Below are 26,253 nucleotides of genomic sequence, written 5' to 3'. Positions count from 1 at the left end.
TCTCAATGATACGAAGTAAAAATTACGGCATATGAAAGAAATACTTACGACTTTCTTACTTTTTTATACTGTGGTAATTTCACAGTGAAAATTGTTTCTTTATCGTTACTACATACAGTTATATCTCCTTTATGGAGCTGAGCTATACTTCTCGAAATTGCAAGTCCCATTCCTTTCCCACCCGTATGAGAGCTACGTGATTTTTCACCACGATAAAACTTCTCAAAAACGTAAGGAAGACTCTTTGTCGGAATACATTGTCCAAAATTTTTAATTTCTACTTCAACATTCCTTTCTCTTTGGGAAATTTGAATTGAAATTTCTTTTCCATCTTTCCCGTACATAATGCTATTACTAATTATATTTTCAAATAGTCTCACTATAAGCGCTACATCAACTTTTACATATAGCTCTTCATTACTTTTAATATAAAAACTCATATTGGCATCATCTAACTGTGGTAAAAAATCAATCATGACCTGTTCAATTAATGCTTTCATATCTACTACATTTTTATGTAATTCAATCTCTCTATAGTTTATTTGACAGTATTCTAATAAATCTTCAACTTGATTTTTTAATTCATAACTTTTTCGCTTTAATATGCTTACATATTGTCCACATTCTTCTCCATGTGAATGAAGCTTATTTCCTAGTAAGTCCGCATAACCAATTAGAGATGTTACAGGCGTTCGTAAGTCATGTGAAATATTACTAATCATTTCATTTTTCATTTCCTGTGATTTTTTTTCATTTTCAATAGACTCTTTTAAACTTTTGGCCATTCTATTGACATTCGTCGCTAACTCACCAATCTCATCGCTTTTCGAAATAGGTATATGTATTTCCAAATTACCATTGCTTATTTCCTTCACATTCTTATTGATCTCATTCAATCTTTTTATAGTTGTCTTTGTCAGTAATGCAAAATATATAGTGGTTAACAGCAGAAAAAACATAAAATAAAAAACGAATATTTCTCTTCTAGCGCGACAACGTCACTATATATACTTCCAAATAAAATTTGAACTAATATGATACTTACCGTAGCTAACAGAATGCTACATATAAATGCAAAAAAGAATTTAGCTCTAATTCCTTGTAATGATTTAATCTCCAATTTTATACCCGACTCCCCAAACATTTTGTATAAACCTCGGTTCTTTTGGATTCTCTTCAATTTTATTTCTTAATCTCGCAATATGAACCATTACCGTATTATTACTTTCATAGGCCCTTTCATTCCAAACACTTTCATATATTTCTTCAATCGTAAACACACGGTTCTTTGCAGCTGCCATTAAGTGCAAAATATCATATTCAGTTTTTGTAACATTAATTGTTTGTCCATATATCTTTACTACTCTAGAAATTTCATCTATTTCTAAACCTTTAATGTTTATTTTCTTTTCCATTACTTGGACAGCAATTTGATTAAAATATGTATACCTTCTTAATTGAGCTTTCACTCTTGCTATAAATTCAATTGTACTAAACGGCTTCACAATATAATCATCTGCCCCAGTACTAAATCCAATTACTTTATCTACATCCGATGATTTTGCGCTTAAAAACATAATTGGTAAACTATATTTCTCTCTAATCCTTCTACACAGTTCTATACCATCCATTTGAGGCATCATAATATCAAGAATAGCAAGTTGAATACTGTTATTATTTATTATCTCTAATGCCTCTTCTCCGTTATGAGCACTAAAAACAGTAAAATCTTCTTGCGTTAAATTCACATTAATAAATTGAACAATATCTAGATCATCATCTACAATTAATATTGAGTTTTTCTCCATTTCTAAACCTCTTTTTTGAAATATATTCCACATCCCATTTTAACATAAATCAAACCTACCCTTTCATCTTGAATAATCTTTATTTTCAGTTTAAATTATATAATAACAAATGCATTCTAGTTTCATAAGAAATGGAGTGAAAATATGTTTCCTATATTAAAAACTGACCGACTCATTTTGCGAGAACTTACGGAAAAAGATGCACCGGGTATACTACAATGCTTTTCTAATACTGATGTACTGCGCTATTATGGCCAAAAACCATTACAGAATGTAGATCAAGTAAAGCAAATTATTAATAATTTCAAGTTGAGTTACAATGCAAGAAACGGTATAAAATGGGGCATCGAATTAAAAGATAAAAAAGAACTCATTGGAACAATTGGTTTTCACGATTGGTCTTCTGAGCATAAACGAGCAAATATAAGTTATGCCTTTCTCCCTGAACACTGGGGAAATGGCTATGCTACGGAAGCAGTTTCTGAGGTTATATCATACGGTTTCCACACGCTTCATTTAAAACGTATTGGTGCAATTGTCTTTCTTGAAAATGAAGCTTCAAATAAGGTGCTATTAAAATTAGGTTTTGAAAAAGAAGGCGTTCTAAAAAATTATATGTATCAAGATGATATTCCATATGATACGAATTTTTATGCTTTATTAAAATCGGTTTAATAGAATTTATGTGTGAAGAATTCGTATCCGTACAACGGATCCAAATAGTAGATTTTTAATGAGGGATGGAAAAAAACGATCGGTTTTCATTTCTTAGATTATCGTACGATTGATGCGAAGTACAATACATTATAAAATCTAAAAAAACGGGAAATGAGCAAACTTTTACTCATTTCCCGTTTTTACGTTCTTTTTCTGTTTTCGCAATGCTTTTGGAATGTATACACAGAAAGGTTCGCTTTCCATGTAATCCCCCGTCATCGCATATGCTCTAGAACGAGATCCCCCACAAACATATCGAAACTCACAAACACCGCACTTTCCTTTATACTTGTCCGGATTACGAAGGTTTTGAAAAACAGGAGAGTTTCGATAGATTTCAGCTAGTGCTGTCGTTCTAATATTCCCGGTTTTAATAGGCAATAATCCACTTGGATATACATCTCCAATATGAGAAATAAATACAAAACCGTTTCCGTCATTCACCCCTTTTGGAGCACGACCAAGCCCATCAATTCGCCCTGTCGTCCCATTCATCAATACATCCTGATATTGAATGATCTGATTTGTCTTGTTATTTTCTTTCATTTTTTCTTGAAGCACAACCCGTCTATAGTGCTGACCAGCTGTTGTTTTAATATCAAAAGAAACCTTTTTACTAAGCTTATATAGCCAATGGAATACCCTTTCATGTTGGGCTGGTGAAATCATATCTTTTTCCTTACCTCGTCCTGTTGGAACTAAGAAAAATATACTCCAAAGTACACATTTTAATTCTTCTATTAACATTGCCATTTCTTTAAGTACATCCACATTATATTTAGAAACAACAGTATTAATTTGAATAGGAATTTTTAATTCATGCAAATAACGAATGGAATTCATTGTTAATTGAAATGATCCTTCTGTCCCTCTAAAATGATCGTGTATTTCAGCTGTTGGTCCATCTAAACTAAATGCCCATCTAGCAAGTCCCACTTCTTTTGCTTTTTGAATCGTTTCTTTCGTCACGTTTGGAGTGGCACTTGGCGTCATAGAAACTCGAACACCTTTTTTCACTGCATATTCCGCGATATCATATACATCTGGACGCATTAATGGATCTCCACCAGTAAATACAAGCATTGGATTTTCCATTTCATATATATCATCAATTAGCTTTCTTCCTTCTTCGAATGTTAGCTCTAGAGGATGACGATGATACTGTGCTTCTGCACGACAATGCAGACATTTTAATTGACATGCCCTTGTTAACTCCCATATCACAATAAACGGATTTTCATTAAAATCACGATTAATCAAGATTAACCCTCCCATCAATTGATATTCTAATTGTAAAGTTATATATGTATTTATGGTGTGAGATGTATCACAAATAAAAATCTTCAGTCATAATAATGCCCCTATACTGCTATTAATCTAATGTTTCTACCTTCCTCTTCAACAATCACAAAAGCTCTTTGTTAAAAATATAAACACCCCTTTAGACTAAATGATCTAAAAGGGCAAAGCTTCACAACTTTTTATAAACATCGCGGCTTTCTTCAACAGATTTTTTTTAGTTAGAAGACTTAAATTGTAAAAGGTCATAAAAAATAAAGGACGATACATATTATGCATGAATAATATGTATCGCCCTTTTAATTGTTGTTCAACAATCGCTCCCGTTTGTTGAAGATCTTAATTAGTACATGATAATCTACAATTCAAATAGGCACTTCGATTAAAGTCCCTTTATGTCCGGTTGTTTAGACATTTCCTAGATAGCTTCGCGTCATGTTTTGAAGAACAATTTTTCCATTCTTACTATGTTTTTCGAATAACTCTGACAGGAGAAAAACAAATTTTTTATATTCTTCTTCATCCTTTTTCGGAGCATAGGACGCTGATAAATTCCTTCCCAAAAAACCTTCATAATCAAAAAGTAAATCATTTTGATACTCTTTAAACTCATACTTTCCATCCTTAAAAAAGGTGTTAAATACTTCGGGAGTTTCCTCTATTCCATCGCTAAACCCTTTGAAAGTCGGGCAGGTTTTCTGGCAAATTTCTGCATTCTCTTTCATAATCGAACTAGTTAAATCTCTACTATTCCAAACGAGAGCAACATTTGCCTTTTGTTTCAAGATTCGTTGGCATTCCATTTTGAAAGCTGCTTTATCAAACCAATGAAATGCTTGAGCAACAGTTACTAAATCCACACTATGCTCTTTTAAAGTGGTATTTTCAGCTGTTGCTTTTATTGATTGAAAACGAGCATATAGTTTTAACGATTGCTCAGCCATCTTTCTCATGTCATCATTTGGCTCAACTCCAATAACCTTTAAACCTCTTTCAAGCAACTGGTGGCTAAATATCCCCGTACCTGAACCAATATCAGCCACAATTCGGTCCTCTTTCAGTTGGTTAGCCGAAAACAAATAATCAATATATGCATTAGGGTAATCGGGGCGATATTTCGCATATATATCGGCCTTGTCGTTAAAATTTTCTGTTGTTCTCAAAGTACTACCTTCTTCCCCACGATATTATGTACAGAAATAGGAATTAAATAATTAATTCCAGCTTCAATCTCTAAGTCTACAACTTAAGAATACAGCCAAATGGATCTACCTTAGTTCCAATATGAATCCCCGTTAATATACCCTAATTTTTTAATAACTGACCAGTTTCTCAGTATTAAAAGTAAGAAATTGAGCTTTTTTCTTAGCTATTTAATTTCGTTTACTACTAACTTCTTTTTACTTAAATAAACTGCTCAATCTGATTTTTTTGCAACTTTTTGTGAATACGTAACAACAATTACGCATTCATCTTTTTTATGTGCTGGCAACAACCCTAAAGGGTTTCCCAACACTCTGTAAAAAAACCTTACTTTTAAAAGTAAGGTTTTTTTATTTACTTCTTATCAACATAAGCATTCTTATAAGTATAAACGCCACCAAATTGATGTTTTGCAATTCCTTTTACATAATCCTTTTGTACATAAGCTGAACCAAGATGATAAAGCGGTGCCACGGCAGCGTCTTCTAATAAGACCTGCTCAGCCTCTCGCAACGCTTCCCATCGTTTCTCCGGATCAAGTACAAAATCATTTTTCGCTTTCCTTATTAAATCATCGTAATGAGAATTCGAGTAACTCATTTTATTATTCGGATTCCCCGTCGTAAATAACTCTAAATAATTAATTGGGTCTTTATAGTCAGGTCCCCAATTTGCCATCGTTATATCGTAATCACCTGTTTGTTCTAACTGTAACTTTTGCTTAAATGGCTGCTGTTTAATTTGTAACGTTAATCCATTCAAATTCTTTTCTAAATCACCTTTTATATATTCTGCCATACGTTTTGCATTATCTTGTTCAAACGTTAAAAACCCGAGGTTTACTTGCTCTACTCCAAGCTCTTTTTTCGCTTCTTCCCAAATCTTTTGCGCATTTTGCAAATCATATGAAGAAATATTTCCGTTTTCTTTTCTAAAATCTTTGCCAGTCTCTTCATTCATATGACCAACTGGTACAAGTCCATTTGCAGGTTTTGCCCCGTTATTAATAAAGTGAGCAACAAAATCATCTTTATTTAATGCTAATGAGATAGATTGACGTACTTTTTTATTGGCTAACGCATTATTTTTCTCATTAAAACGTAGCATAGCGATTCCAGGATCACTTGACATATGTAATTCCTTATTCCCTTTATACTTGTCTACAACTTGAGAATTAATAGGTACTCGATCCAAATCGCCGGCCTCATATAAATTTACAGCCGTCATTGTATCCTTTACAATATGAAAATTTATTTCGTCTAATTTCACTTTCTTTTGATCCCAATATGTAGCATTCTTCTTTAATTGGAACTCTTGTTCATGTTTCCATTTTTCTAATACAAATGGGCCGTTATATATGAGATTACTAGGTTCCAATCCGTATTTATTTCCTTGTTCTTTCAAAAATGATTCATGCTGTGGTAAGTATATAGGCAGTGCTAACAACTGTAAAAAATACGGAATTGGCTGTTCAAGTTCAACCTCTAACTTATAATCATTTATAACTTTAACCCCAAGTTCATCAAGTGACATTGTTCCCTTATTTATTTCTTTCGCATTTTTCACATGAAAGAACATGTCCGCATATTGAGATGCCGTTTGCGGGTTAACTGCACGTTTCCATGCAAATATAAAGTCATTTGCTGTTACATTGTCTCCATTTGACCATTTTGCATCTTTACGCAAATCAAATGTATATTTTTTACCATCTTCACTTCTTTTAAACGATTTTGCTACTGCTGGAATAGGATGATCTTGATCATCTAGCACATACAACCCTTCAAATATGTTTTGCATAACGTGTGATGATGTCCCATCCATCGTTTTTGCAGTATCAAGTGAAGGAATTTCTTCTGATACTGTTACATTTAACACTTGTTTTTTAGCCTCTGCATCACTTTTATTCGCTTTATTATTACAAGCTGTTAAAAATAAAGATGTAATAATTGCCATTACCATTAAATGGCTCTTTTTTCGCTTCATGAATTGTTCTCCTTAAAAATAAAATATTATAAACGTTATATATTATAACAGAAATATTAACAGAAAGATGCGACATTATATTGAATATTTATTCGCTCAAGAAAAAAGCTGTCCTTTTTAAAAAAGGACAGCTTTTTCAAACAACTTGCACATACCTATCTTTGTAAACCTCGTTTATAACGACTTGCTTCAAATATAATACGCTCTTCATCTAACGTTTTACATTCACCATTCCAAACGACACGTTTTCCGTTAATAATTACATCACTTATATCTTTTCCACTAGCTGCATATACAAGGTGTGATAACACTTCATCAGCTGGTTGTAAATGCGGTTTATTAGACGGATCAATCGCAATAAAATCAGCACACTTTCCAACCTCAAGTGATCCAGTTGGTTTCATACCAATTACTTCTGCAGCTCCTTTTGTCGCTAGAGAAAGAGCAGTTTCTACTGGCAATGCTGTTGCGTCTTGATGAATACCTTTTTGTAATAAAGTTGCAATGCGCATTTCTTCAAACATATCTAAATTATTATTAGACGCAACACTATCTGTTGCAATCCCTACTTTAATTCCTGCTTCTAGCATCGCTTTCACATTCGCTATACCAGAACCTAGTTTTAAATTACTATTCGGATTATGAGCTACTCGAACATCATGTTCTGCTAAAAATGCACGCTCATTTTCATTTAATACTACACCATGCGCAATAACTGTTGGGCGTTTAAACAATCCGCAACTTGCTGCATATTCTACCGGACGTTTTCCGTACTGCGCTTCAATATCACGTACTTCACGCTCTGTTTCCGAAAGGTGAATATGAACCATAGTTTGATTTTCTACTGCAATACGTGCGCACTCTTCTAACAGTTCTGTGGAACATGTATATGGACTATGTGGTGCAACCATCGTAGTTAACATTCCACTTTCGTTATAATAACGCTTCACATATTTCTCAGCTTCTTCAATTGCTTTCTTTTCATCTTCTTTCGTTCCAAAGCTAAATAAAGTTCTTGAAACAGCAGCGCGCATTCCACTCCTTGATACCGTTTCCATAATTGCATCTTGATCTACTCCAATTGGATTAAACATATCAGAGAATGATGTCGTACCACTTTTCACCATTTCAAGTAATCCTAATTCCGTACTAGCGACCGCAAGCTCTGGAGTAAACTGACTTTCAAGTGGCCAAATTCTCGTCTCAAGCCACGGCTGTAATAACATATCATCGCCAATACCTCTTAAAAGGCTCATTACAACGTGTGTATGTGTATTTACAAGCCCTGGTAAAACCCACTTTCCTTTCATGTCAATTACTTCATCTACTTCAAAATCATTAGCGAATTCTCCGCTCTTTACATCTATAATTTGATCATTTTCTACAATGATATATCCATTTTCTATCACTTCGTTTTGTTCATTCATCGTTACAATTGTAGCGTTTACATAAGTTGTTTTCAAAAGTATTTCCCCTTTCAACTCTATGAAGTTCCCTTTAATAAGTTACCACCATTATAGTAACTTATTAAAGATTAAGAGTCAAAAGATAATTTGAATTCTTTCGTTATTTTTCCCTTCAAAATGCTATATTGTTTTTCATTTGTATCTGCAAATGCTTCTTCCCGATTTGATTCCACATCCAAATAATTCAGGTTTTCATTGAATTGAGCCTCTGTAAAATCAAACCTCTGTCCATCTATAAAGTTATAAAAATGCCACACGCCCCCTATTTTTGTCTTTTTAATTTTCCCTCCACATATATCTTGAACGACTAGAGCCGTTACACCACACTGTCCCTTTGCTGGATTTTCAATTGTCCACTTTGAACTTGTTTCAATCGACCACGATTTTATTAGTGCTTCATATATTCTTTTTTCCTTTACATCATCCATTCTAATCTTCCCCTACTATTAGTAGTTTTACACATCATATTTCAAAAGAGGCAGTAAACGACCCTTAAAGACAGTTGATGGTGTCTCTCCTATTAACTGTGCTCCCATTTTCAAGTAATATCCTTTTGCATTCGGATCACTATCAATCGTAAAACTTTTTAATCCTAGTTCATTGGCTTTTTCTATTACATACTCCCAAAGTATTTTCCCGTAACCTTTTCCTTTGTAATCAGGATGAATGTACAAAAAATCGAGAGCTTTATCATTACGTAAAAATGAGAAAAAACCAATCTTCGCATTATCGTTTTCTAAAACATATACAAAATTATTTTTTATGTATTCTTCTGTAATTGTTAAATCTTCCTTACAAGCAAATATGAATTCTTCACTATAATCCCACGTTGCTTTTGATTGTAGTGCGAATTCACTTAATTCATTTGCTTCTGCTAATGCAGCTTCTCGTATTTGCATAGTTTATTTATCCTCTCTTTTATTACTTGTAGTTCTATTTTCACATTCCATAGTAAAATACGATACTTTACAATTATTCTATAAATATCTTTACTATCCCTCGCTGCAATACTTACATCTCCACGCATTTAGTTCATAAAATAAAAGCGAACACTCACTACAGAGCAGTATTACACGTGCTTCTTATAGTTCAGTACTCGCTTTTTCTCAAAGTAGAGCTATGTCTTTTACAACGATTCTAGTAACTTTTTAACAAAATGAATGGAATGATGTGAAGCTGAAACACAATTATCTTCAAATACTTCAATACCAGACGCTTCTTCTGTATCTGTTATAGATCTAAACTGCTATAAATGGAATCGTATTGGCATAACAAACGTGAGCTATACTTGCTGTTTCCATATCTACACAAAGTGGGTTGTATGTAGAAATTATTTCTGTACGGCCACTCTCACTTATAAAAGCCTCTCCAGTAACTATCTTTCCGAAATAATCATTTTGGGTAAATTGATTGTTCTCGATTACTGCTCGGCTTAATTCAAGAAGTTTACTATCCGTTTTAAAATATACACTTTCCATCCATGGATGATATTCAGTTAATATTCCTTCATCCACGTCGTGATACGCAATTTCTGTTGAAATGACTGTATCTCCAATTTTTAATACTTTATCGATTGCTCCTGCAACACCTGTTACAATAATATGCGTCACATTAAACTTATCTATTAATATTTGAGCTGCAATAGCTGCATTAACTTTACATACACCACAATATAATGCAACAACTTCTACATTTTCATATGTCCCACTATGAAACGTTAACATCGCAAGATTCGTTATTTTTTTATTAGACATATCTTCAATAAAAGGCATAATTTCATCTTCTGATGGCCCAATAATTCCAAATTTCATACACTCGTCTCCTCACTAAATTTATATATAAAACTTATATAGGCATTCAATCGATCTTCAAATATATATAGCCGCTACGCAAACTCCATTAGCGACTATCCGTACTATCTATAAATATAAGCCCGAACTACAAACAGTTTGGGCTTAGCTTTCATTCTCATTTATTATGCGCATCTAACCAAGAAATTAAATCTTTAAACACTTCATCTCTATTCACTTCATGGAACATTTCATGTCTTCCATTTTCATATAAACGTAGTGTAACATCTTTCACACCACATTTTTTATAGTTTTCATAAACTTCTTTTACACCTTTTCCCATATCTCCAACAGGATCACGATCACCAGAGAATATATGTATTGGAAGATGTTTTGGCGTCTTCTTGTATTCTTCTAGTTTATTTACTTCTAATACACCAGAAAACAGTTCTCTATAAAAACTCGTCGTACAAATGAATCCACATAACGGATCCGCGATATATTTATCAACTTGATTTATATCTGAAGATAACCAATCAAATTTCGTACGATTTGGCTTAAAGTTCGAATTGAAGTTTCCGAAAGATAAAAAGTTTAGCACTGGACTTTTCGTTTTTGCCCCACGCAATTTCATTTCGATTGTTGCTACTTTATGACCAATAGCCCCTAAAAGCCCTGGATTTCCACCTGTTCCTGAAATCAGAAATCCATCATATAGTTCACCCCTAAGTTGTACAGCACGTCTTGATAAAAAAGAACCCATACTATGTCCTAGTAAAAACAAAGGACTTGACTGCTCTTCTTTTATCCTTTCTGAAACAAAGATAACATCCGATACAACTTGATTCCACCCTATATTTGGTTCAAAATGACCATAATCTTCTTCTTTTTTTACTGTTTTCCCATGTCCTTTATGATCATGCGCATAAACACCATACCCTGCTTCCAATAAAGCATCTACAAATTCTGTATACACCCCTGCATGCTCTGTCATGCCATGTGCAATTTGAATAATTCCTCTCGGATCTCCTTCTGGTAACCACTTACGCAAATAAATTTCCGATCCATCCAATGCCGTAACGAAACTTTCCTGTACGTTCATTTCGTCAGCCCCCAACTCTATTATGTATCTCAAAATAATGAATATCCGTTCATTATTCTTATTATGTATTATATGCAATTGCTTTCATTATGACAAATACTGTACTTTTCCGATTAGCTATCAAACTATTATGTTGACGAATAACCAATAAAATTATATAGTTACTTACATAAAGTAATTATTATATTTTTAGGAGGTTTCTATTATGATGCCATCACTATTTTTAGCACATGGTTCACCAATGCTTGCTATTCAAGATACAGACTATACACGATTTTTAAAAACACTTGGAGAAACATATAAACCGAAAGCAATTGTTATTTTCACTGCTCACTGGGAAAGTGAAGTATTAACGATTTCCTCATCAGATAACGAGTACGAAACAATTTATGATTTTGGAGGTTTTCCCCCTGAGTTATACGAAATCAAATATCGTGCGAAAGGCTCTTCTAGCATTGCATCTATGTTAGAAACAAAATTTAAGAACAAAGGTATTTCAGTCCATCATAATATGACGAGAGGTTTAGATCATGGTTCATGGACACTCCTGCACCGCATGTATCCAGAAGCAAATATTCCTGTCGTGCAAATATCAGTAAATCCATTCCTTTCTGCAAAAGAACAATTTGAAATTGGAGAAGCACTTAAAGGACTTGGACAAGAAGATATTTTAGTAATCGGGAGTGGCGTTACCGTTCATAATTTACGAGCACTGAAATGGAATCAAACTACACCTGAAAAATGGGCAATTGAATTTGATGATTGGATTATGAAACATATGCAGAATAACGATAAAGATGCATTGTTTAATTGGGAGAAAAATGCGCCTCATGCACAATTAGCAGTACCAAGAGCAGAACATTTTGTTCCTTTATTTATCGCTATGGGCAGTGGTGAAAGTGACGGAAAAGTCATTCACCGTAGTTACGAGCTTGGTACATTAAGTTATCTTTGCCTTCAATTTTAAAGAAAAAGGATGAAGCATTCATTGCTTCATCCTTTTTTCTATTTCATTCACTTAGTTAACTAACTTCCAAATGTTGTTTCTCTGATACCTCTTCGTTCTTATTATGAAAATAAACCCAAATGCATGCAATAAATAATAGTGATGATGTAGAGAAGAAAACATATTGGAAGCCTGCATGAGCTGCAATTTGCCCCCCAAGCACTGGACCAATCATATTTCCTAAAAACTGAAACGACTGATTATATCCAAATATTCGTCCCGTTACATGGGTTGGCGTATGTTGTTTTAGTAGAGTTTGTACGGAAGGTAATAATCCTGCTTGTGCGATACCTAATAAAAATCGAAGAATTAATAGTTGCCAAGCTGAGGTTACAAATGCTTGCGGGATAAAGATAATCCCTGCAGCAAACAATGCTACTACTAATGTTTTTTGAGGACCGATATGATCTGATAATCTTCCTAATTTAGGCGCTGCCAAAATAACTGCTAATCCTGTCGCAGACATAACTGCCCCTGCAATCATTTCGATATGATCTGTTCCTGGTCCTTCCAAATTCTTTACGTACAATGTAATAATAGGTTGAATTGACATATTGGCAAGTTGAATAATAAATGTTGTTACAAATAAACTAATAATTACATGCTTTGCTGGGACCATCGTCCATACTTTTTTTTGCTGTACCTTTTTTGCTTGAGCAGAGTGATTTTCTTCATGTAGGAAGAAAAAGACGATGAGGAAGGAAAGGAATAAGAAAGCTCCTGTAACAAGAAAGACATGACGCATTCCAATTAACTCAGACAAATAACCGCCTAGTAATGGTCCGAGTAATGAGCCACTCACGCCCCCGGTTGAAATTGTGGAAATTGCCCAACCTGAATGCTCTTCCGGAGTTTCTGCTGCAATAAATGTCATTGCGGTTGAAAGGAAACCAGATACTGCTCCCATCAAAAATCTAAGTGCGACTAGTTGATACACATCCGTTACAAACCCCATAAGCGTCATAATAACCGCCATACCAAGGCTAGCACGTATAAGCATCAATTTCCGTCCATGTATATCACCAAGCTTTCCCCATATTGGTGATACAATCGCACCCATTAAAAATGTTACACCAAATGCAAGTCCCGACCACTGTGCAATACTCGAAGTGCCAGTCACTCCTAACTCCTCAATATAAAAAGATAAAAAAGGAATTACTAAACTCATACCGGCTGCAGTGGTAAAACAACCTAGCCAACAAATCATTAAATTTCGTTTCCAGCTGGCCATTTTCACACCTTCTTTCATTCGATACCCATTCTACACCTTTTCTTGTAAAAAGTTTAGTAATTTGATTTAGACGTAATATTCATTACAAAAGCCGCTATTTCCTAGCAAAAACCATGTAAATTCCACATTTTTCTCATAATAAAACCAACTCCCCTATATGGAGTTGGTCAATTATCTTCTAGCGGTATTAAACGAGCATTGCAACTTCTCTCATAAAACTCAATCGGACCTGCTTGTCCAATAATTGCATATTCATATCCGTCTTGCTTCATATTATATAAACAATGATGCAACAATTCTTTCCCTACACCTTTCACACGATTTCGTTTCGCTGTCCCCATCGGACCAAATAGTCCTTTCTTTCCCCTGACTACATCATAACAAGCGAAACCTACTATCGCTTCGCCCTGCTTTGCAATATAAATAGGTACCTTTTCTTTATATGTCCGAAATCCATAATCTATCGACTGTAACCAGCGTTCACCAAATTTCCACGTAACAAAACGTACTAATGTTTCAAAATCAGCAGAGCTAGCTCTTCTAACATTACAAGATAATTTATTATAAATGGGATCAAAGCATTTTAAATCCACCGCCAAATCTCTTGGTTCAGCTATAATACGTAACACATCTTTTTGTATTTCTTTGTTTATAACTTTTTCACTCACTATACCTAAACGAAATAATGCATATATTACATGTCCTTCATTTATTAATACTTGCTGAAAACGTTCCATACGTTTCTTCGCTATTTGCAAAATTTCTAGCGTTTTATTAGCTAATTTATATTGTTCTATTTTTATGTACTCTATTTCATATTGTTCTTGTAAAGAAAGTTCTTCTAAAAAATCCGTGCCAACTTTACGAAACAAATACATATATAACTCTGCGCACACTCCTGTACCTTCTTTACACATGCCGATAAAAAGATGAACTGGTTGAATTATATTATATTTAGTCTCTTTTGCTGCAATCTCCAGTATTTTATGAACACGTTTTGTAAATTGGAATTCCCCCATATGTATCTCCATCCTCAACTACTTTACTAACAAACCGTAACCATAAATAATTGAAACAATTACTCCAACTACCAATATACCTGGAAGTAAATTCGCTACTTTAATTTTAATAAATCCAAGTAAGTTTAATCCAATGGCGAATATCATAATGCCGCCCGTAGCTGTCATTTCCACTATAAATTGATTCATTAATTCTTTCGGGACAAAACTATTAATTTGTGTTGCAAAAATGGCAATAGCACCTTCATATAAAATAACTGGAATCGCTGAAAATACTACGCCGATTCCTAGAGTTGTCGTTAATATAATCGAAATGAATCCATCGATAATCGCCTTTGTGAATAAAATATTATGATTTCCGCGAATTCCACTGTCCAATGCACCAAGTATCCCCATCGCGCCAATTGCAAAAATAAGCGTCGCTGTTACAAACCCTTCTGATATACTCCCTTTCCCCTTCGATCCAACTTTATTTTCTAACCAATCTCCTAACAGTTTTAACTTTTCTTCTAATTGTAACCATTCCCCAATTACAGTACCAATAACTAAACTTAGAATCACAACAAGAAAGTTTTCACTTTTTAATGCCATTTGAAGGCCAAGTACAGTAACCGCTAAACCGATTGCATGCATAATTGTTCCCTTCATACTTTCTGGAATCTTACTAAATAATTTACCAAGTAAAGTACCGAATATAATACAAATGCCATTTACAACTGCCCCTAATATAACCATTTCTCATTCTTCACCTTTCGAATTCTTTATTTCTATATTTTGGTTTACACATTGATTTACAAGTTATCTATATGTTAACTTAATATTGAGAATATTAACAAATGAATTTCACTACTATAACCCGTTTTTTTGTAACTATACATATTTCGATAACTACCTTTAGTGGATTCATTTTAATCTAAATGCGGAAGTTTTCAATAACGGGATAAACTCAAAAGGAAGGTATATATGAAAACTTTACTAAAACGATTTCTGTTAATAGCCTTTTGTATTACACCAATTGTTGTATTAATCAACTACTCTTTTATTTCAAAAGCGAAAGACAAACCCGATTTGCAAAGCAAATCTAGTAAAACAGTTACAAAAAGCAAAAAGAAAATAGAAGACCCGGAAATTACACTCACTTTCTCTGGTGATACAATGTTCGATTGGCAATTACGTCCTATTATCGAAAAAAACGGGGCTGATTATCCATTCCAACATGTAAAAGAAGAAATAACAAAAGCAGATATTTCCTTTGTTAATTTAGAGTCGGCCTTTACAACGAGAGAAAAGAAAGCACCTGGGCAATTGTTTTGGATTAAAAGTGATCCATCTACACTACAAGCCATTAAAAACACTGGATATGACATCGTAAATATTGGGAATAACCATACACTTGATTATGGGCAAGATGGATTATTAGACACTATCTCTCACGTAGAAAAATTAAAGTTCCCTTACATCGGGGCCGGAAAAAATGCAAAAGATGCATATACTGCACGAGAAATGACCGTAAAAGGGAAAAAGTTCAAATTTCTTTCCTTCGTTCGATTTATGCCTGATTCTAATTGGGTAGCTGGTGACAATAAACCTGGCGTTGCGAACGGATATGATTTAAATCTTGTAACTAAAACAATTAAGGAGCAAAAACAAGATGCAGACTATTTAATCGTCTATATGCATTGGGGCGTTGAAAAATCAAATCGTCCAGTAGAATACCAAAAACAATATGTACCTAAAATGGTTGAAGCAGGTGCTGACGCTATTGTCGGAAGTCACCCGCATTGGTTACAAGGGTTTGAGTATTATAATAAAGTTCCTATTGCTTACTCATTAGGTAACTTTTTGTTCCCGAGTTATGTGAATGGAAAAAGTGCAGAAACTGGCGTCTTAACTTTAGCTTTTAAAGGAAAGGATATCCAAATGTCATTTAACCCTTACATCATTCGTAATAACCAAGTTTCCCCAGTAAATGAAGAAGAAAAGAAAAAAGCTCTACAATATTTACAAACGGTTTCAACTGATGTAGAAATTGATAGTACTGGAAAAATAATAAACACACGTAACTAAACAGCACGAAATCTATTTCTCTGTAACAAATACTACAGAATAGTCGATAGACATACTGAAAGACTTGTTAGAAAACGTTCTTAGAATATTTATAGCCATCCTGCTTTTATGCTCCTTTTTTCTGTTAGACTACTAAAAAAATAAAGGGAGAAAGAAAACTTTCTCCCTTTGAATTTTCATTGTACATAATCATTCGTATCGCGATATATTTTTGGTTAACTAGCTTTCTCCTTCATGAATTTGGAGAGTATTTCGTTTAACTATAAAAAGATAGAACAAGTAGCATTTTCCTTGCTTGTATCTATCTTTTTTTATTTTTTCTACTAAATAAGCAAATCAAACAAAACAGGATTTTTATTAAGCTCCACAAATTGAATATTATTTTCTTTAAAACGAGTAATTAATTGCTCATAATCTTCTTTATGTTTTAATTCTACCCCGACCAGCGCTGGACCATTTTCTTTATTATGTTTCTTAATATACTCAAAGCGCGTAATGTCATCTTCTGGTCCTAATCCTTTATCAAGAAATTCTCTTAGCGCACCTGAACGCTGTGGAAATTCAATGATGAAATAATGCTTTAACCCTTCGTAAATGAGAGAACGTTCTTTCATTTCTTGCATTCTATCAATATCATTATTTCCACCACTTAGCGTACATACAACTGTTTTACCTTTTATTTCATCCCTGTATAAATCAAGTGCTGCAATAGAGAGTGCACCAGCCGGTTCAGCTACAATTGCATTTTTCTTATACAGTTCTAAAATCGTCGTACAAACCTTTCCCTCTGGTACTAAAACAATGTCATCAATGACATCTTTACAAGTTTCAAATGTTAACTTCCCTACTTTTTTGACAGCTGCTCCATCAACAAAACTATCTATTTTCTCTAATGCTACATTTTCGTTTTGAAGGAAAGCCTCTTTCATAGATGCAGCCCCCATCGGTTCTACACCAATTACCTTTGTAGCTGGACTAACACCTTTCACATATGTACCTACACCCGATGCTAACCCACCGCCGCCAATTGCTGTAAAGAGATAATCAACTGCCTTATCCATATCGTGCATAATTTCAACAGCTACTGTTCCTTGCCCTGCAATTACATACGGATCATCAAACGGATGCACAAATGTCATCCTATTTTCCTCACAATAGCGCTGCGCTTCTTGAAAAGCACCATCAAATGTATCGCCAACTAACATGATTTCTGCAAAGCTACCACCAAAAAATTGAACTTGTGATACTTTCTGTTTTGGTGTCGTTGTTGGCATAAAGATTTTCGATGGAATATTTAATAAATTACACGTATACGCAACTCCTTGTGCGTGATTGCCAGCACTTGCACAAACAACACCATTTTGTAATTGTTCTTTCGACAAACTTTGAATTAAATTGTATGCACCGCGAATTTTGAAAGACCGAATTACTTGCAAATCTTCTCGTTTAATATACACCTCACATTCGTATTTTTCAGATAAAACCTTATCACGTTGCAAGGGCGTTTTCATGACGATATCCTTCATACAGTTATGAGCCATAAGGATATCTTCAATCTTCACTCTCTCCTTCACATTTTGCACCATTTTCTATCATCCTTATCTCTTTTATTTTGACTCAATCAAAATTCGGCACCTTTAGAACTGCACCTGTATTCGCCGATGTTACCATCTGAGAATATCGTCCAAGCCAGCCCGTTTTCACTTTCGGTTCTGGTCGTTTCCATTCTTTTTACGTTTTTCTAATTCCTCATCACTCACTCTTACTTCTAGCAAGCGTTCCTCAACATCAATACATACAATATCCCCTTGTTCAAGTAGTGCGATTGTTCCACCCGCAGCTGCTTCTGGTGAAATATGCCCTACCGAAATGCCACGTGAAGCTCCAGAGAAACGTCCGTCCGTTAATAATGCAACCTCAGCACCTAATCCCATTCCAGCGATTGCTGATGTTGGTGCTAACATTTCAGGCATACCCGGTCCGCCTCTTGGCCCTTCATAACGAATGACAACTACATCTCCTTTTTTCACTTTCCCAAGCATAATGCCAGCCAATGCCTCATCTTGTGAATTAAAAATAACGCAAGGTCCTTCAAATCGTTTTACTTCGGTTGCCCCGCTTTTAATAACCGCTCCATCTTTCGCTAGATTTCCTTTTAAAATACGTAAGCCCCCCTCTTCACTATGAGGGTTTTCAAGAGAATGAATCACTTCCTTATCTTTAATCTCTGCATGAGCAATGTTTTCTCTTAATGTTTGCCCAGTAGCCGTAATACGGTCTAAATGAAGTACCCCTTCTTTTCTGCTCATCTCTTTCAAGATTGCACTAATTCCGCCCGCTCGATCAATATCTTCCATATGCCAGTTAGAAGCTGGACTTACTTTACATAAATGCGGTACACGTCTTGAAACAGCATCAATACGGCTCATATCATAATCTAGCCCTGCCTCTTGTGCGAGTGCTAGCGTGTGTAATACTGTATTCGTTGATCCACCCATCGCCATATCAAGTGCAAAAGCATCGTCAATTGCTTCTTCTGTTACAATATCACGCGGTTTAATATCTCTTTCAATTAAAATTTTCAGTTTCTCTGCTGCTTGTTTAATTAACTCTTCACGTCTTGGATCAATTGCTAAAATACTACCGTTTCCAGGAAGGGCTAAACCTAATACTTCACATAAACAGTTCATAGAGTTCGCTGTAAACATGCCGGAACAAGAGCCACAAGATGGACAGCCATGATCTTCAATATCTTTTAATTCTTCTTCTGAAATTTTCCCAGATTGATAAGCTCCTACCCCTTCAAAAACAGAACTAAGGTCAACAACTTCCCCCTTAGATGTTTTCCCAGCTGCCATCGGTCCACCTGAAACAAACACAGTCGGAATGTTAATACGAAGAGCTGCCATCATCATACCTGGCGTAATTTTGTCACAGTTTGGGATACAAATCATGCCGTCAAACCAATGTGCATTTACAACCGTTTCTACTGAATCTGCAATAATTTCACGACTCGGTAGCGAATAACGCATACCGATATGTCCCATCGCAATACCATCGTCTACTCCAATTGTATTGAATTCGAATGGTACCATACCTGCTGCACGAACGGCTTCTTTTACAAGTTTCCCAAACTCGTTCAAGTGCTTATGCCCTGGAATAATTTCAATAAAAGAATTACAAATCGCAATAAACGGCTTATCAAAATCCTCATCTTTCAAACCAGTTGCTTTTAATAAACTTCGATGTGGCGCTTTATCAAAACCTTTTTTAATCATGTCGCTTCTCATCTTGTCAAATCCCCTCTTACGTATTTTTCACTTATATTCTCTTAATCTATTTCTTTACTAACGTTTTCTTTTCTGGTTCCTTAATCCAGCTCATCATTTCACGAAGCTCTGTTCCTACTTTTTCTAACTGATGATTTTGTTCTGCTTTTTTCATCGCGTTGTATGTTGGACGACCTGCTTGGTTTTCTAAAATCCATTTTTTCGCGAATTCACCTTGCTGAATTTCTGTAAGTACTCGTTTCATCTCTTTCTTCGTTTCATCTGTAACAATTCTTGATCCTGTTACATAATCTCCAAACTCTGCCGTATCTGAAATAGAATGGCGCATGTTCGTTAATCCACCTTCGTACATTAAATCAACAATTAACTTTAATTCATGCAAACATTCAAAGTATGCAATTTCAGGACGATATCCGCCTTCAGTTAACGTTTCAAAACCAGCTTTTACAAGTGCAGTTACTCCGCCGCAAAGCACAGCTTGCTCACCGAATAAGTCTGTCTCTGTTTCTTCCTGGAATGTCGTTTCAATTACACCTGCACGTGTACAACCTACACCTTTTGCATATGCAAGAGCTACATGTAATGCCGTGCCGGTTGCATCTTGATGCACTGCAACTAATGCCGGAACACCATTTCCTTCTTGGAATACACGGCGAACGAGATGACCTGGGCTTTTTGGTGCGACCATCGCTACGTCTACGTAACTTGGCGGATTAATTTGTCCGAAGTGAATATTAAATCCATGTGAGAAAAGTAACATTTGCCCTTCACGAAGATTCTCTTCTACTTCTGTTTTATAAACATGTGCTTGTTGTTCATCCGGCAATAACATTTGTACAACTTGTGCGGTTCGAACCGCTTCTGAAACGGACATTACTTCAAACCCATCAGCTTTCGCTACTTCATATGACTTACCAGGACGAATGCCAACTACAACTTCCACACCAGAATCACGTAAATTTTGTGCTTGGGCATGACCTTGAGATCCATATCCGACTACCGCAACTGTCTTCCCTTGTAATAACTCTACTTTTGCATCTTGCTCATAATACGTTTTCATATTCCATACACTCCTTATAATTTGTTTACTTGTAGTACATTGATTAATTTTTTCAGCTGACTGATGAGTAATGTTGCTTCTTGTTCTGTACAAACTGTTGTTAACTCCATTTCATTTTCATTTAAATTTAATGAAGAAATATAATAACCACGCCGAGCAAAAATTCCACTTATGCGTAATAAGACGTTTGGGTCGTTATGGATAACTAGTGAAAAAGTATGACTCATTCTTCCCACCTCTTCATCATCATTTCATTATTCCCTTTGTTTGGCGGAACCATCGGAAATACGTTTTCACCTTCTTCTACACAAAAATCAACTACGACAGGACCTTCGTGCGCAAAAGCTTCTAACATCACTTTTTTCGCCTCTGTTGCATTTGTTGCTCTTAGCCCCCTCACTCCATATGCTTCTGCTACTTTTACAAAATCAGGTGATCCAATTTTTGATTCTGATAAACGATTCTCATAAAACATTTCTTGCCATTGCCTTACCATCCCTAAAAATTTGTTGTTTATTATAAATACTTTTACAGGTATGTTATTTTCTGCAATTGTTTGCAGTTCCTGAATATTCATTTGAAAAGAAGCATCGCCCGCAATACAGATGACAAGTTCTTCTTCTTTAGCAAGCTGGGCACCAATAGCTGCTGGGAAACCAAATCCCATTGTTCCTAATCCACCTGAGGTAAGAAAAGTACGAGGTTTTCTCGCTTTATAGAAGTGAGCAGCCCACATTTGATGCTGTCCTACTTCTGTCGTGACAATTGCTTCACCGTTCGTTAATTCACTTACTAGACTAATAACATGCTGTGGTTTTAACTCACCTTCTTTTTGATTGTAGGAAAGAGGATATTCCTCCTTCCATTCCTCTATTTTCGTAAGCCATTCATTTGTTTGTGTACGAATTGGCATATGCAACAACATTTGTAACGCTTTTTTCACATCTCCAACAATCGGATATTCCACAGTTACATTTTTATGGAACTCCGAAGGATCTATATCAATATGTACCTTTTTCGAATGCGGAGAAAAGAGTTCTAATTTTCCTGTTACACGATCATCAAAGCGAACACCTAAAGCAAGTAGTAAGTCACATTCTGTTACTGCCATATTTGCAGCGTACGTACCATGCATACCGAGCATTCCTAAAAACAATGGATCTCCCGGCGGATATGCACCTAGTCCCATTAAAGTTGAAACGACAGGAATACGATTCTCTCTTGCAAACTTGATGAGTTCTTCAGATCCACCTGAATGAATGACACCTCCTCCAATATATAGAAGGGGACGCTTTGCTTTTGAAATTGCTTTAGCCACCTTTCTCAGTTTCATACTGTCTGGTACAACTTCCGGTTTATATCCTATAATGTTAACTTCTTCATTAAAGAAACTTGTCACATTTGCATTTTGAATATCTTTTGGAATATCAATTAATACCGGTCCCGGTCGCCCACTATTAGCGATGTAAAAAGCTTCTTGCACGATACGTGATAAGTGATTTACTTCACGAACTTGGTAATTATGCTTCGTAACAGATACAGTAATTCCGACAACATCAGCTTCTTGAAATCCATCTTTACCAATTAAAGGCGTTGCAACTTGCCCTGTAATAACAACTAAAGGAATCGAATCCATATAAGCATCTGCTAAGCCCGTAACTAAATTCGTCGCTCCTGGGCCAGAGGTAGCAAAGACTACCCCGACCTTTCCAGAAGCTCTCGCATACCCTTCAGCCGCATGAATGGCAGCTTGCTCATGACGAGTTAAAACGTGCTTCAATCCACTTCCATATAACGCATCGTATACTGGCAAAATCGCTCCGCCCGGATAACCGAAAACAGTCGTTACACCTAATTTTTTCAAGCATTGAATAACGTGTCCGGCACCTGTCACTTCTTCGCACTGTAATTTCTCACATGTTGTATACTGTTCCTCCATTTCGATTAACTCCTCTCCCTTTCTACGCTAAACTTTCCGCCAGTCCTGGAACACGTACTCCTCTTTCTCTCGTCAATTTTTTAAACTCTTCAGTTAATCGTTTCGTTACACTTCCTGGTTTCCCATCTCCAATTTCTCTAGAATCAACTTTTACAACTGGGATTAACTCTGCTGCCGTTCCTGTTAAAAACACTTCATCTGCTACATATACGTCATGGCGAGTAAATGGCCTTTCCTCATACGAGATATTAAGACGCTCACATAACTCGATAACACTATTTCTCGTAATACCTTCTAGCGCCCCTAAATACGAAGGAGGTGTTAGCACTTTTCCATCTTTCACAATGAAAACATTATCTCCAGACCCTTCACAAACATATCCTTGTTGGTTAAGCATAAGCGCCTCGAGTACGCCTGCTTGCGCTGCTTCAATTTTTACAAGTACATTATTTAAATAGTTCATTGACTTAATACGTGGATCTAATGCATCTGGCGTATTACGTCTTGATGCTACAGATACAACGCTTAGTCCATTATCATAAAATTCCTGAGGGAATAACTTTAATTGTTCTGCAATAATAATTACGCTCGGTTTCACGCAAGTCCTCGGGTCAAGCCCTAAATCCCCTTTTCCTCTTGAAACAATTAATCTAATGTAGGCATCAGCGTATTCATTTTTTTGAAGTGTCTGTAAAACGGCCTCTTCCATTTCTTCTACCGGCATTGGAATCGTCAGTAAAATAGATTTCGCCGATTCATATAATCGTTTCACATGTTCTTTTAGACAAAATACATTTCCTCCGTAACTACGAATCCCTTCAAATACACCGTCTCCATATAAAAAACCGTGATCATATACTGAAACAACTGCCTTTTCTTTTTCTACAAATTCCCCATTCATATAAATGTACTGGTTACCCATCTCACATCGCTCCTCTTTTTTTCTCTCTATTTTTGCAATCTATTTCTACATCGATTGCTGAGATAAGTATTTTAACAGAATATTCAGTATATAAATCTTAAAAATATACTCATCTCAACAATCGATTACGTACATACTTGTAGCAATCCATTGCTGAGACGAGGGAATCGTGGTACCACTCAGCTTCCTTACACTTCTCACGAAATATAAGCTTTGCAAGTCCAATTAGACTTTTGTTTTTCTATCGGAAACAATTCCGCTACTTTTTACTAGTTTTCAAAAGTAGTGCTCCGAGGTGATTTTCAATGATTCGATTGTTACTACCCTCACAGCCTTGGGGCAGCTCTCTGAAACAATCTATATCATTTACTCTCCTCTTCCACGCATTCTTTTATTCTATTTTTATAAAAGAAAAACTCTCGCCTCAGCAATCAACTACTACAACTTAGTAGCTTTGATTGCTGAGGCGAGAGTTTCGCGTTACCACTCAGCTTCCTTATACTTCTCGCGAAATATAAGCTCTGTAGGTCCAATCAGACCCCCGTCCTTTTACCGGAGACGATGCCGCCGCCCTCTACTCAGTTTCCCTTTCGCAAGCGATGCTCCGAGGTGATCTTCAATGATTCGATTGCTACTACTCTCACAGCCTAGGAGTAGCTCTCTGAAACGATCATAATCATCTACTTTCCTCTTCTTTGCATATACAACATATAAAGTTAGAAAATTCTTAATTAACTTTTATTTGTTACACGTATTATAGGACGCGGTTCTTTTCATTGTCAACATGTTTTTTAGAAAAAAATAAAATTCATTCTATTTACTAGAAATCTATTTATTTTTTCTCAAAACAAAATCGGAATGAACTTCTTACACATACTCATATATTACTTAAGTATGTTCGCATTACTACATAAAGAAAAACTACTGACAAACATATAAAATTTATGGGGAGATGAGAATAATATGTTAAAAGGAAAAGTAGCGTTAGTTACAGGAGCAAGCCGAGGAATTGGACGTGCTATTGCTAAACGTTTAGCAAATGACGGTGCATTGGTTGCTGTTCATTACGGTAATCGAAAAGATGACGCTGAAGAAACTGTTCATGAAATTCGATCAAATGGTGGCCAAGCTTTTTCTATCGGCGCAAATTTAGAATCCTTACACGGTGTAGAAAACCTTTATAACGCTTTAGATACTGAATTACAAAAGCGCACTGGTGAAACACAATTTGATATTTTAATAAACAATGCCGGCATTGGTCCTGGTGCTTTTATTGAAGAAACAACTGAACAATTTTTTGATAGAATTGTTTCAGTAAATGCAAAAGCACCATTCTTTATCATTCAACAAGCACTGCCACGTTTACGTGACAATAGCCGAATTATTAATATTTCATCCGCTGCGACCCGCATTTCTTTACCTGATTTCGTTGCATACAGTATGACGAAAGGCGCTATTAATACAATGACTTTTACGCTAGCAAAACAGCTTGGAGCACGAGGAATAACGGTGAATGCAATACTTCCAGGATTTATTAAAACAGATATGAATGCAGAACTCTTGAGCGACCCGATGATGAAGCAGTACGCTACTACTATTTCCGCTTTCAATCGCTTAGGTGAAGTAGAAGACATTGCCGATACTGCTGCATTTCTCGCTTCTCCAGACAGCCGCTGGGTTACTGGACAATTAATTGATGTGAGCGGAGGATCTTGTTTATAAAAAACATATATTTTCAAATCTTTTTTATTGCGCAATAAAACAATTTATATAATACTATATAAAACATATACATTTAGGAGGATTACAGCAATGTCCGAAAAAACATACGAACTCGCAACCTTCGCAGGCGGTTGCTTTTGGTGCATGGTAAAACCATTTGATGAACTTCCAGGTATTCATAAAGTGCTTTCTGGCTATGCAGGAGGTCATATAGAAAATCCAACATATGAACAAGTAAAAGCTGGAACATCTGGACATTTAGAAGTTGTTCAAATTACATTCGATCCTTCTATTTTTCCTTATCAGAAATTACTAGACTTATATTGGCCACAAATCGATCCAACTGATGATGGCGGACAATTTTTTGACCGTGGTCCATCTTATCGTACCGCTATTTTTTATCATAACGAAACACAAAAAGCGCTTACTGAAAAATCAAAACAAGCTCTTACTGAAAGCGGAATGTTTAAAGATCCAATCGTAACTGAAATTCGCCCGGCTGCACCTTTTTTTGAAGCAGAGGAATACCACCAACATTTCTATAAAAAGAACCCAGAGAAATATGCTACTGAGCAAAAAGAATCTGGCCGTGCAGACTTTATAAAAGAAAATTGGCAAAAAAAATAATA

General features: G+C 35.5%; 21 protein-coding genes, 4 pseudogenes and 2 other annotated features. Of the genes and pseudogenes, 6 read left to right on the top strand and 19 right to left on the bottom strand.

Going from position 1 to position 26,253, the window contains the following annotated elements; genetic code table 11:
- Positions 1–44: 44 nt before the first annotated feature.
- Positions 45–1,120: pseudogene (locus BTOYO_RS22250) on the bottom strand (sensor histidine kinase).
- On the bottom strand, positions 1,110–1,808 hold the full coding sequence (locus BTOYO_RS22245; RefSeq protein ID WP_000414519.1) for a response regulator transcription factor: 699 nt from the start codon (positions 1,806–1,808) through the stop codon (positions 1,110–1,112). The pseudogene BTOYO_RS22250 and the gene BTOYO_RS22245 overlap by 11 nt, the downstream one beginning before the upstream one ends.
- Before the next feature lie 144 nt (positions 1,809–1,952).
- Between BTOYO_RS22245 and BTOYO_RS22240 the strand changes: the two genes are divergently transcribed.
- Entirely contained in the window at positions 1,953–2,483 is a 531-nt protein-coding gene (locus BTOYO_RS22240) for a GNAT family N-acetyltransferase (RefSeq protein WP_000483987.1), read from the top strand.
- 165 nt (positions 2,484–2,648) lie between these two features.
- Here the strand turns inward: BTOYO_RS22240 and BTOYO_RS22235 are convergent, their stop codons facing one another.
- From BTOYO_RS22235 to BTOYO_RS22200, 8 genes and pseudogenes are all read right to left on the bottom strand, one after another.
- Entirely contained in the window at positions 2,649–3,800 is a 1,152-nt protein-coding gene (locus tag BTOYO_RS22235) for a TIGR04053 family radical SAM/SPASM domain-containing protein (protein WP_002038462.1), read from the bottom strand.
- A 431-nt stretch (positions 3,801–4,231) separates the two neighbouring features.
- Positions 4,232–4,987: a class I SAM-dependent methyltransferase gene (locus BTOYO_RS22230; RefSeq protein ID WP_001260789.1), complete on the bottom strand. Its 756-nt coding sequence runs from the start codon at positions 4,985–4,987 to the stop codon at positions 4,232–4,234.
- A gap of 394 nt (positions 4,988–5,381) precedes the next feature.
- On the bottom strand, positions 5,382–7,010 hold the full coding sequence (locus BTOYO_RS22225) for a peptide ABC transporter substrate-binding protein (RefSeq protein ID WP_000823488.1): 1,629 nt from the start codon (positions 7,008–7,010) through the stop codon (positions 5,382–5,384).
- Between the two features lie 155 nt (positions 7,011–7,165).
- Entirely contained in the window at positions 7,166–8,491 is a 1,326-nt protein-coding gene (locus tag BTOYO_RS22220) for a bifunctional S-methyl-5'-thioadenosine deaminase/S-adenosylhomocysteine deaminase (protein WP_002038396.1), read from the bottom strand.
- A gap of 53 nt (positions 8,492–8,544) precedes the next feature.
- The gene (locus tag BTOYO_RS22215) at positions 8,545–8,904 is read right to left on the bottom strand and encodes a YunG family protein (RefSeq protein ID WP_000342905.1); all 360 of its coding nucleotides are present in this window, start codon (positions 8,902–8,904) and stop codon (positions 8,545–8,547) included.
- A 27-nt stretch (positions 8,905–8,931) separates the two neighbouring features.
- Positions 8,932–9,375 (bottom strand): GNAT family N-acetyltransferase, encoded by a 444-nt coding sequence (locus BTOYO_RS22210; protein ID WP_001167038.1) that lies wholly within the window; start codon positions 9,373–9,375, stop codon positions 8,932–8,934.
- A 227-nt stretch (positions 9,376–9,602) separates the two neighbouring features.
- Positions 9,603–10,287: pseudogene (locus BTOYO_RS22205) on the bottom strand (5'-methylthioadenosine/adenosylhomocysteine nucleosidase).
- Positions 10,288–10,444: 157 nt separating this feature from the next.
- The gene (locus BTOYO_RS22200; RefSeq protein ID WP_001102585.1) at positions 10,445–11,368 is read right to left on the bottom strand and encodes an alpha/beta hydrolase; all 924 of its coding nucleotides are present in this window, start codon (positions 11,366–11,368) and stop codon (positions 10,445–10,447) included.
- Positions 11,369–11,573: 205 nt separating this feature from the next.
- Between BTOYO_RS22200 and BTOYO_RS22195 the strand changes: the two genes are divergently transcribed.
- Positions 11,574–12,335: a DODA-type extradiol aromatic ring-opening family dioxygenase gene (locus BTOYO_RS22195; protein WP_000982911.1), complete on the top strand. Its 762-nt coding sequence runs from the start codon at positions 11,574–11,576 to the stop codon at positions 12,333–12,335.
- Positions 12,336–12,390: 55 nt separating this feature from the next.
- Here BTOYO_RS22195 and BTOYO_RS22190 read toward each other — a convergent pair whose 3' ends face one another.
- The 3 genes from BTOYO_RS22190 to BTOYO_RS22180 all read right to left on the bottom strand — a co-directional run bounded on the left by BTOYO_RS22190 (position 12,391) and on the right by BTOYO_RS22180 (position 15,359).
- A complete protein-coding gene (locus tag BTOYO_RS22190; protein WP_000179320.1) occupies positions 12,391–13,605 on the bottom strand; it encodes a multidrug efflux MFS transporter in 1,215 nt (404 codons plus the stop codon).
- Positions 13,606–13,772: 167 nt separating this feature from the next.
- Entirely contained in the window at positions 13,773–14,624 is an 852-nt protein-coding gene (locus BTOYO_RS22185) for a GNAT family N-acetyltransferase (RefSeq protein ID WP_000503621.1), read from the bottom strand.
- A gap of 18 nt (positions 14,625–14,642) precedes the next feature.
- Positions 14,643–15,359 (bottom strand): DUF554 domain-containing protein, encoded by a 717-nt coding sequence (locus BTOYO_RS22180; protein ID WP_000236016.1) that lies wholly within the window; start codon positions 15,357–15,359, stop codon positions 14,643–14,645.
- A 228-nt stretch (positions 15,360–15,587) separates the two neighbouring features.
- On the opposite strand from BTOYO_RS22180, the gene BTOYO_RS22175 reads away from it, so the two are divergent.
- Complete coding sequence (locus BTOYO_RS22175) at positions 15,588–16,691, top strand: CapA family protein (RefSeq protein ID WP_000854521.1); 1,104 nt, start codon at positions 15,588–15,590, stop codon at positions 16,689–16,691.
- Between the two features lie 52 nt (positions 16,692–16,743).
- Positions 16,744–16,951, top strand: a pseudogene (locus BTOYO_RS28055) (hypothetical protein).
- A gap of 63 nt (positions 16,952–17,014) precedes the next feature.
- Here BTOYO_RS28055 and ilvA read toward each other — a convergent pair.
- From ilvA to ilvE, 6 genes and pseudogenes are all read right to left on the bottom strand, one after another.
- A complete protein-coding gene (ilvA, locus tag BTOYO_RS22170) occupies positions 17,015–18,277 on the bottom strand; it encodes a threonine ammonia-lyase IlvA (protein WP_000250553.1) in 1,263 nt (420 codons plus the stop codon).
- A gap of 31 nt (positions 18,278–18,308) precedes the next feature.
- Positions 18,309–19,981 (bottom strand): annotated as a pseudogene (ilvD, locus tag BTOYO_RS22165) (dihydroxy-acid dehydratase).
- A gap of 46 nt (positions 19,982–20,027) precedes the next feature.
- Complete coding sequence (gene ilvC / locus BTOYO_RS22160) at positions 20,028–21,041, bottom strand: ketol-acid reductoisomerase (protein ID WP_000861153.1); 1,014 nt, start codon at positions 21,039–21,041, stop codon at positions 20,028–20,030.
- Between the two features lie 14 nt (positions 21,042–21,055).
- Positions 21,056–21,268, bottom strand: coding sequence for an ACT domain-containing protein (locus tag BTOYO_RS22155; protein ID WP_000019908.1), 213 nt, complete (start codon positions 21,266–21,268; stop codon positions 21,056–21,058).
- Positions 21,265–22,980 (bottom strand): acetolactate synthase large subunit, encoded by a 1,716-nt coding sequence (gene ilvB / locus BTOYO_RS22150; RefSeq protein WP_000392600.1) that lies wholly within the window; start codon positions 22,978–22,980, stop codon positions 21,265–21,267. The genes BTOYO_RS22155 and ilvB overlap by 4 nt, the downstream gene beginning before the upstream one ends.
- A 22-nt stretch (positions 22,981–23,002) precedes the next feature.
- Positions 23,003–23,902, bottom strand: a complete 900-nt coding sequence (gene ilvE, locus BTOYO_RS22145; protein ID WP_000528151.1) for a branched-chain-amino-acid transaminase — start codon at positions 23,900–23,902, stop codon at positions 23,003–23,005.
- A gap of 151 nt (positions 23,903–24,053) precedes the next feature.
- Positions 24,054–24,293, bottom strand: a binding site (T-box leader).
- A gap of 68 nt (positions 24,294–24,361) precedes the next feature.
- Positions 24,362–24,607, bottom strand: a binding site (T-box leader).
- Between the two features lie 258 nt (positions 24,608–24,865).
- On the opposite strand from ilvE, the gene BTOYO_RS22140 reads away from it, so the two are divergent.
- Positions 24,866–25,624: an SDR family oxidoreductase gene (locus BTOYO_RS22140; RefSeq protein ID WP_000911813.1), complete on the top strand. Its 759-nt coding sequence runs from the start codon at positions 24,866–24,868 to the stop codon at positions 25,622–25,624.
- A 90-nt stretch (positions 25,625–25,714) separates the two neighbouring features.
- On the top strand, positions 25,715–26,251 hold the full coding sequence (msrA, locus tag BTOYO_RS22135) for a peptide-methionine (S)-S-oxide reductase MsrA (protein ID WP_001291857.1): 537 nt from the start codon (positions 25,715–25,717) through the stop codon (positions 26,249–26,251).
- Positions 26,252–26,253: the final 2 nt, after the last annotated feature.

Origin of the sequence: Bacillus toyonensis BCT-7112, from assembly GCF_000496285.1 — a bacterium.
GTDB lineage: Bacteria > Bacillota > Bacilli > Bacillales > Bacillaceae_G > Bacillus_A > Bacillus_A toyonensis.
The sequence above is the reverse complement of the archived record's forward strand: the minus strand, read 5'-3'. Positions and strand labels throughout refer to the sequence as shown.

Coding starts and splice junctions, on each gene's coding strand:
- BTOYO_RS22245 (WP_000414519.1), bottom strand. CDS start 1,808: ATGGAGAAAAACTCAATATTAATTGTAGATGATGATCTAGATATTGTT.
- BTOYO_RS22240 (WP_000483987.1), top strand. CDS start 1,953: ATGTTTCCTATATTAAAAACTGACCGACTCATTTTGCGAGAACTTACG.
- BTOYO_RS22235 (WP_002038462.1), bottom strand. CDS start 3,800: ATGGGAGGGTTAATCTTGATTAATCGTGATTTTAATGAAAATCCGTTT.
- BTOYO_RS22225 (WP_000823488.1), bottom strand. CDS start 7,010: ATGAAGCGAAAAAAGAGCCATTTAATGGTAATGGCAATTATTACATCT.
- BTOYO_RS22215 (WP_000342905.1), bottom strand. CDS start 8,904: ATGGATGATGTAAAGGAAAAAAGAATATATGAAGCACTAATAAAATCG.
- BTOYO_RS22210 (WP_001167038.1), bottom strand. CDS start 9,375: ATGCAAATACGAGAAGCTGCATTAGCAGAAGCAAATGAATTAAGTGAA.
- BTOYO_RS22200 (WP_001102585.1), bottom strand. CDS start 11,368: ATGAACGTACAGGAAAGTTTCGTTACGGCATTGGATGGATCGGAAATT.
- BTOYO_RS22195 (WP_000982911.1), top strand. CDS start 11,574: ATGATGCCATCACTATTTTTAGCACATGGTTCACCAATGCTTGCTATT.
- BTOYO_RS22190 (WP_000179320.1), bottom strand. CDS start 13,605: ATGGCCAGCTGGAAACGAAATTTAATGATTTGTTGGCTAGGTTGTTTT.
- BTOYO_RS22185 (WP_000503621.1), bottom strand. CDS start 14,624: ATGGGGGAATTCCAATTTACAAAACGTGTTCATAAAATACTGGAGATT.
- BTOYO_RS22180 (WP_000236016.1), bottom strand. CDS start 15,359: ATGGTTATATTAGGGGCAGTTGTAAATGGCATTTGTATTATATTCGGT.
- BTOYO_RS22175 (WP_000854521.1), top strand. CDS start 15,588: ATGAAAACTTTACTAAAACGATTTCTGTTAATAGCCTTTTGTATTACA.
- ilvA (WP_000250553.1), bottom strand. CDS start 18,277: ATGGTGCAAAATGTGAAGGAGAGAGTGAAGATTGAAGATATCCTTATG.
- ilvC (WP_000861153.1), bottom strand. CDS start 21,041: ATGAAAACGTATTATGAGCAAGATGCAAAAGTAGAGTTATTACAAGGG.
- BTOYO_RS22155 (WP_000019908.1), bottom strand. CDS start 21,268: ATGAGTCATACTTTTTCACTAGTTATCCATAACGACCCAAACGTCTTA.
- ilvB (WP_000392600.1), bottom strand. CDS start 22,980: ATGGAGGAACAGTATACAACATGTGAGAAATTACAGTGCGAAGAAGTG.
- ilvE (WP_000528151.1), bottom strand. CDS start 23,902: ATGGGTAACCAGTACATTTATATGAATGGGGAATTTGTAGAAAAAGAA.
- BTOYO_RS22140 (WP_000911813.1), top strand. CDS start 24,866: ATGTTAAAAGGAAAAGTAGCGTTAGTTACAGGAGCAAGCCGAGGAATT.
- msrA (WP_001291857.1), top strand. CDS start 25,715: ATGTCCGAAAAAACATACGAACTCGCAACCTTCGCAGGCGGTTGCTTT.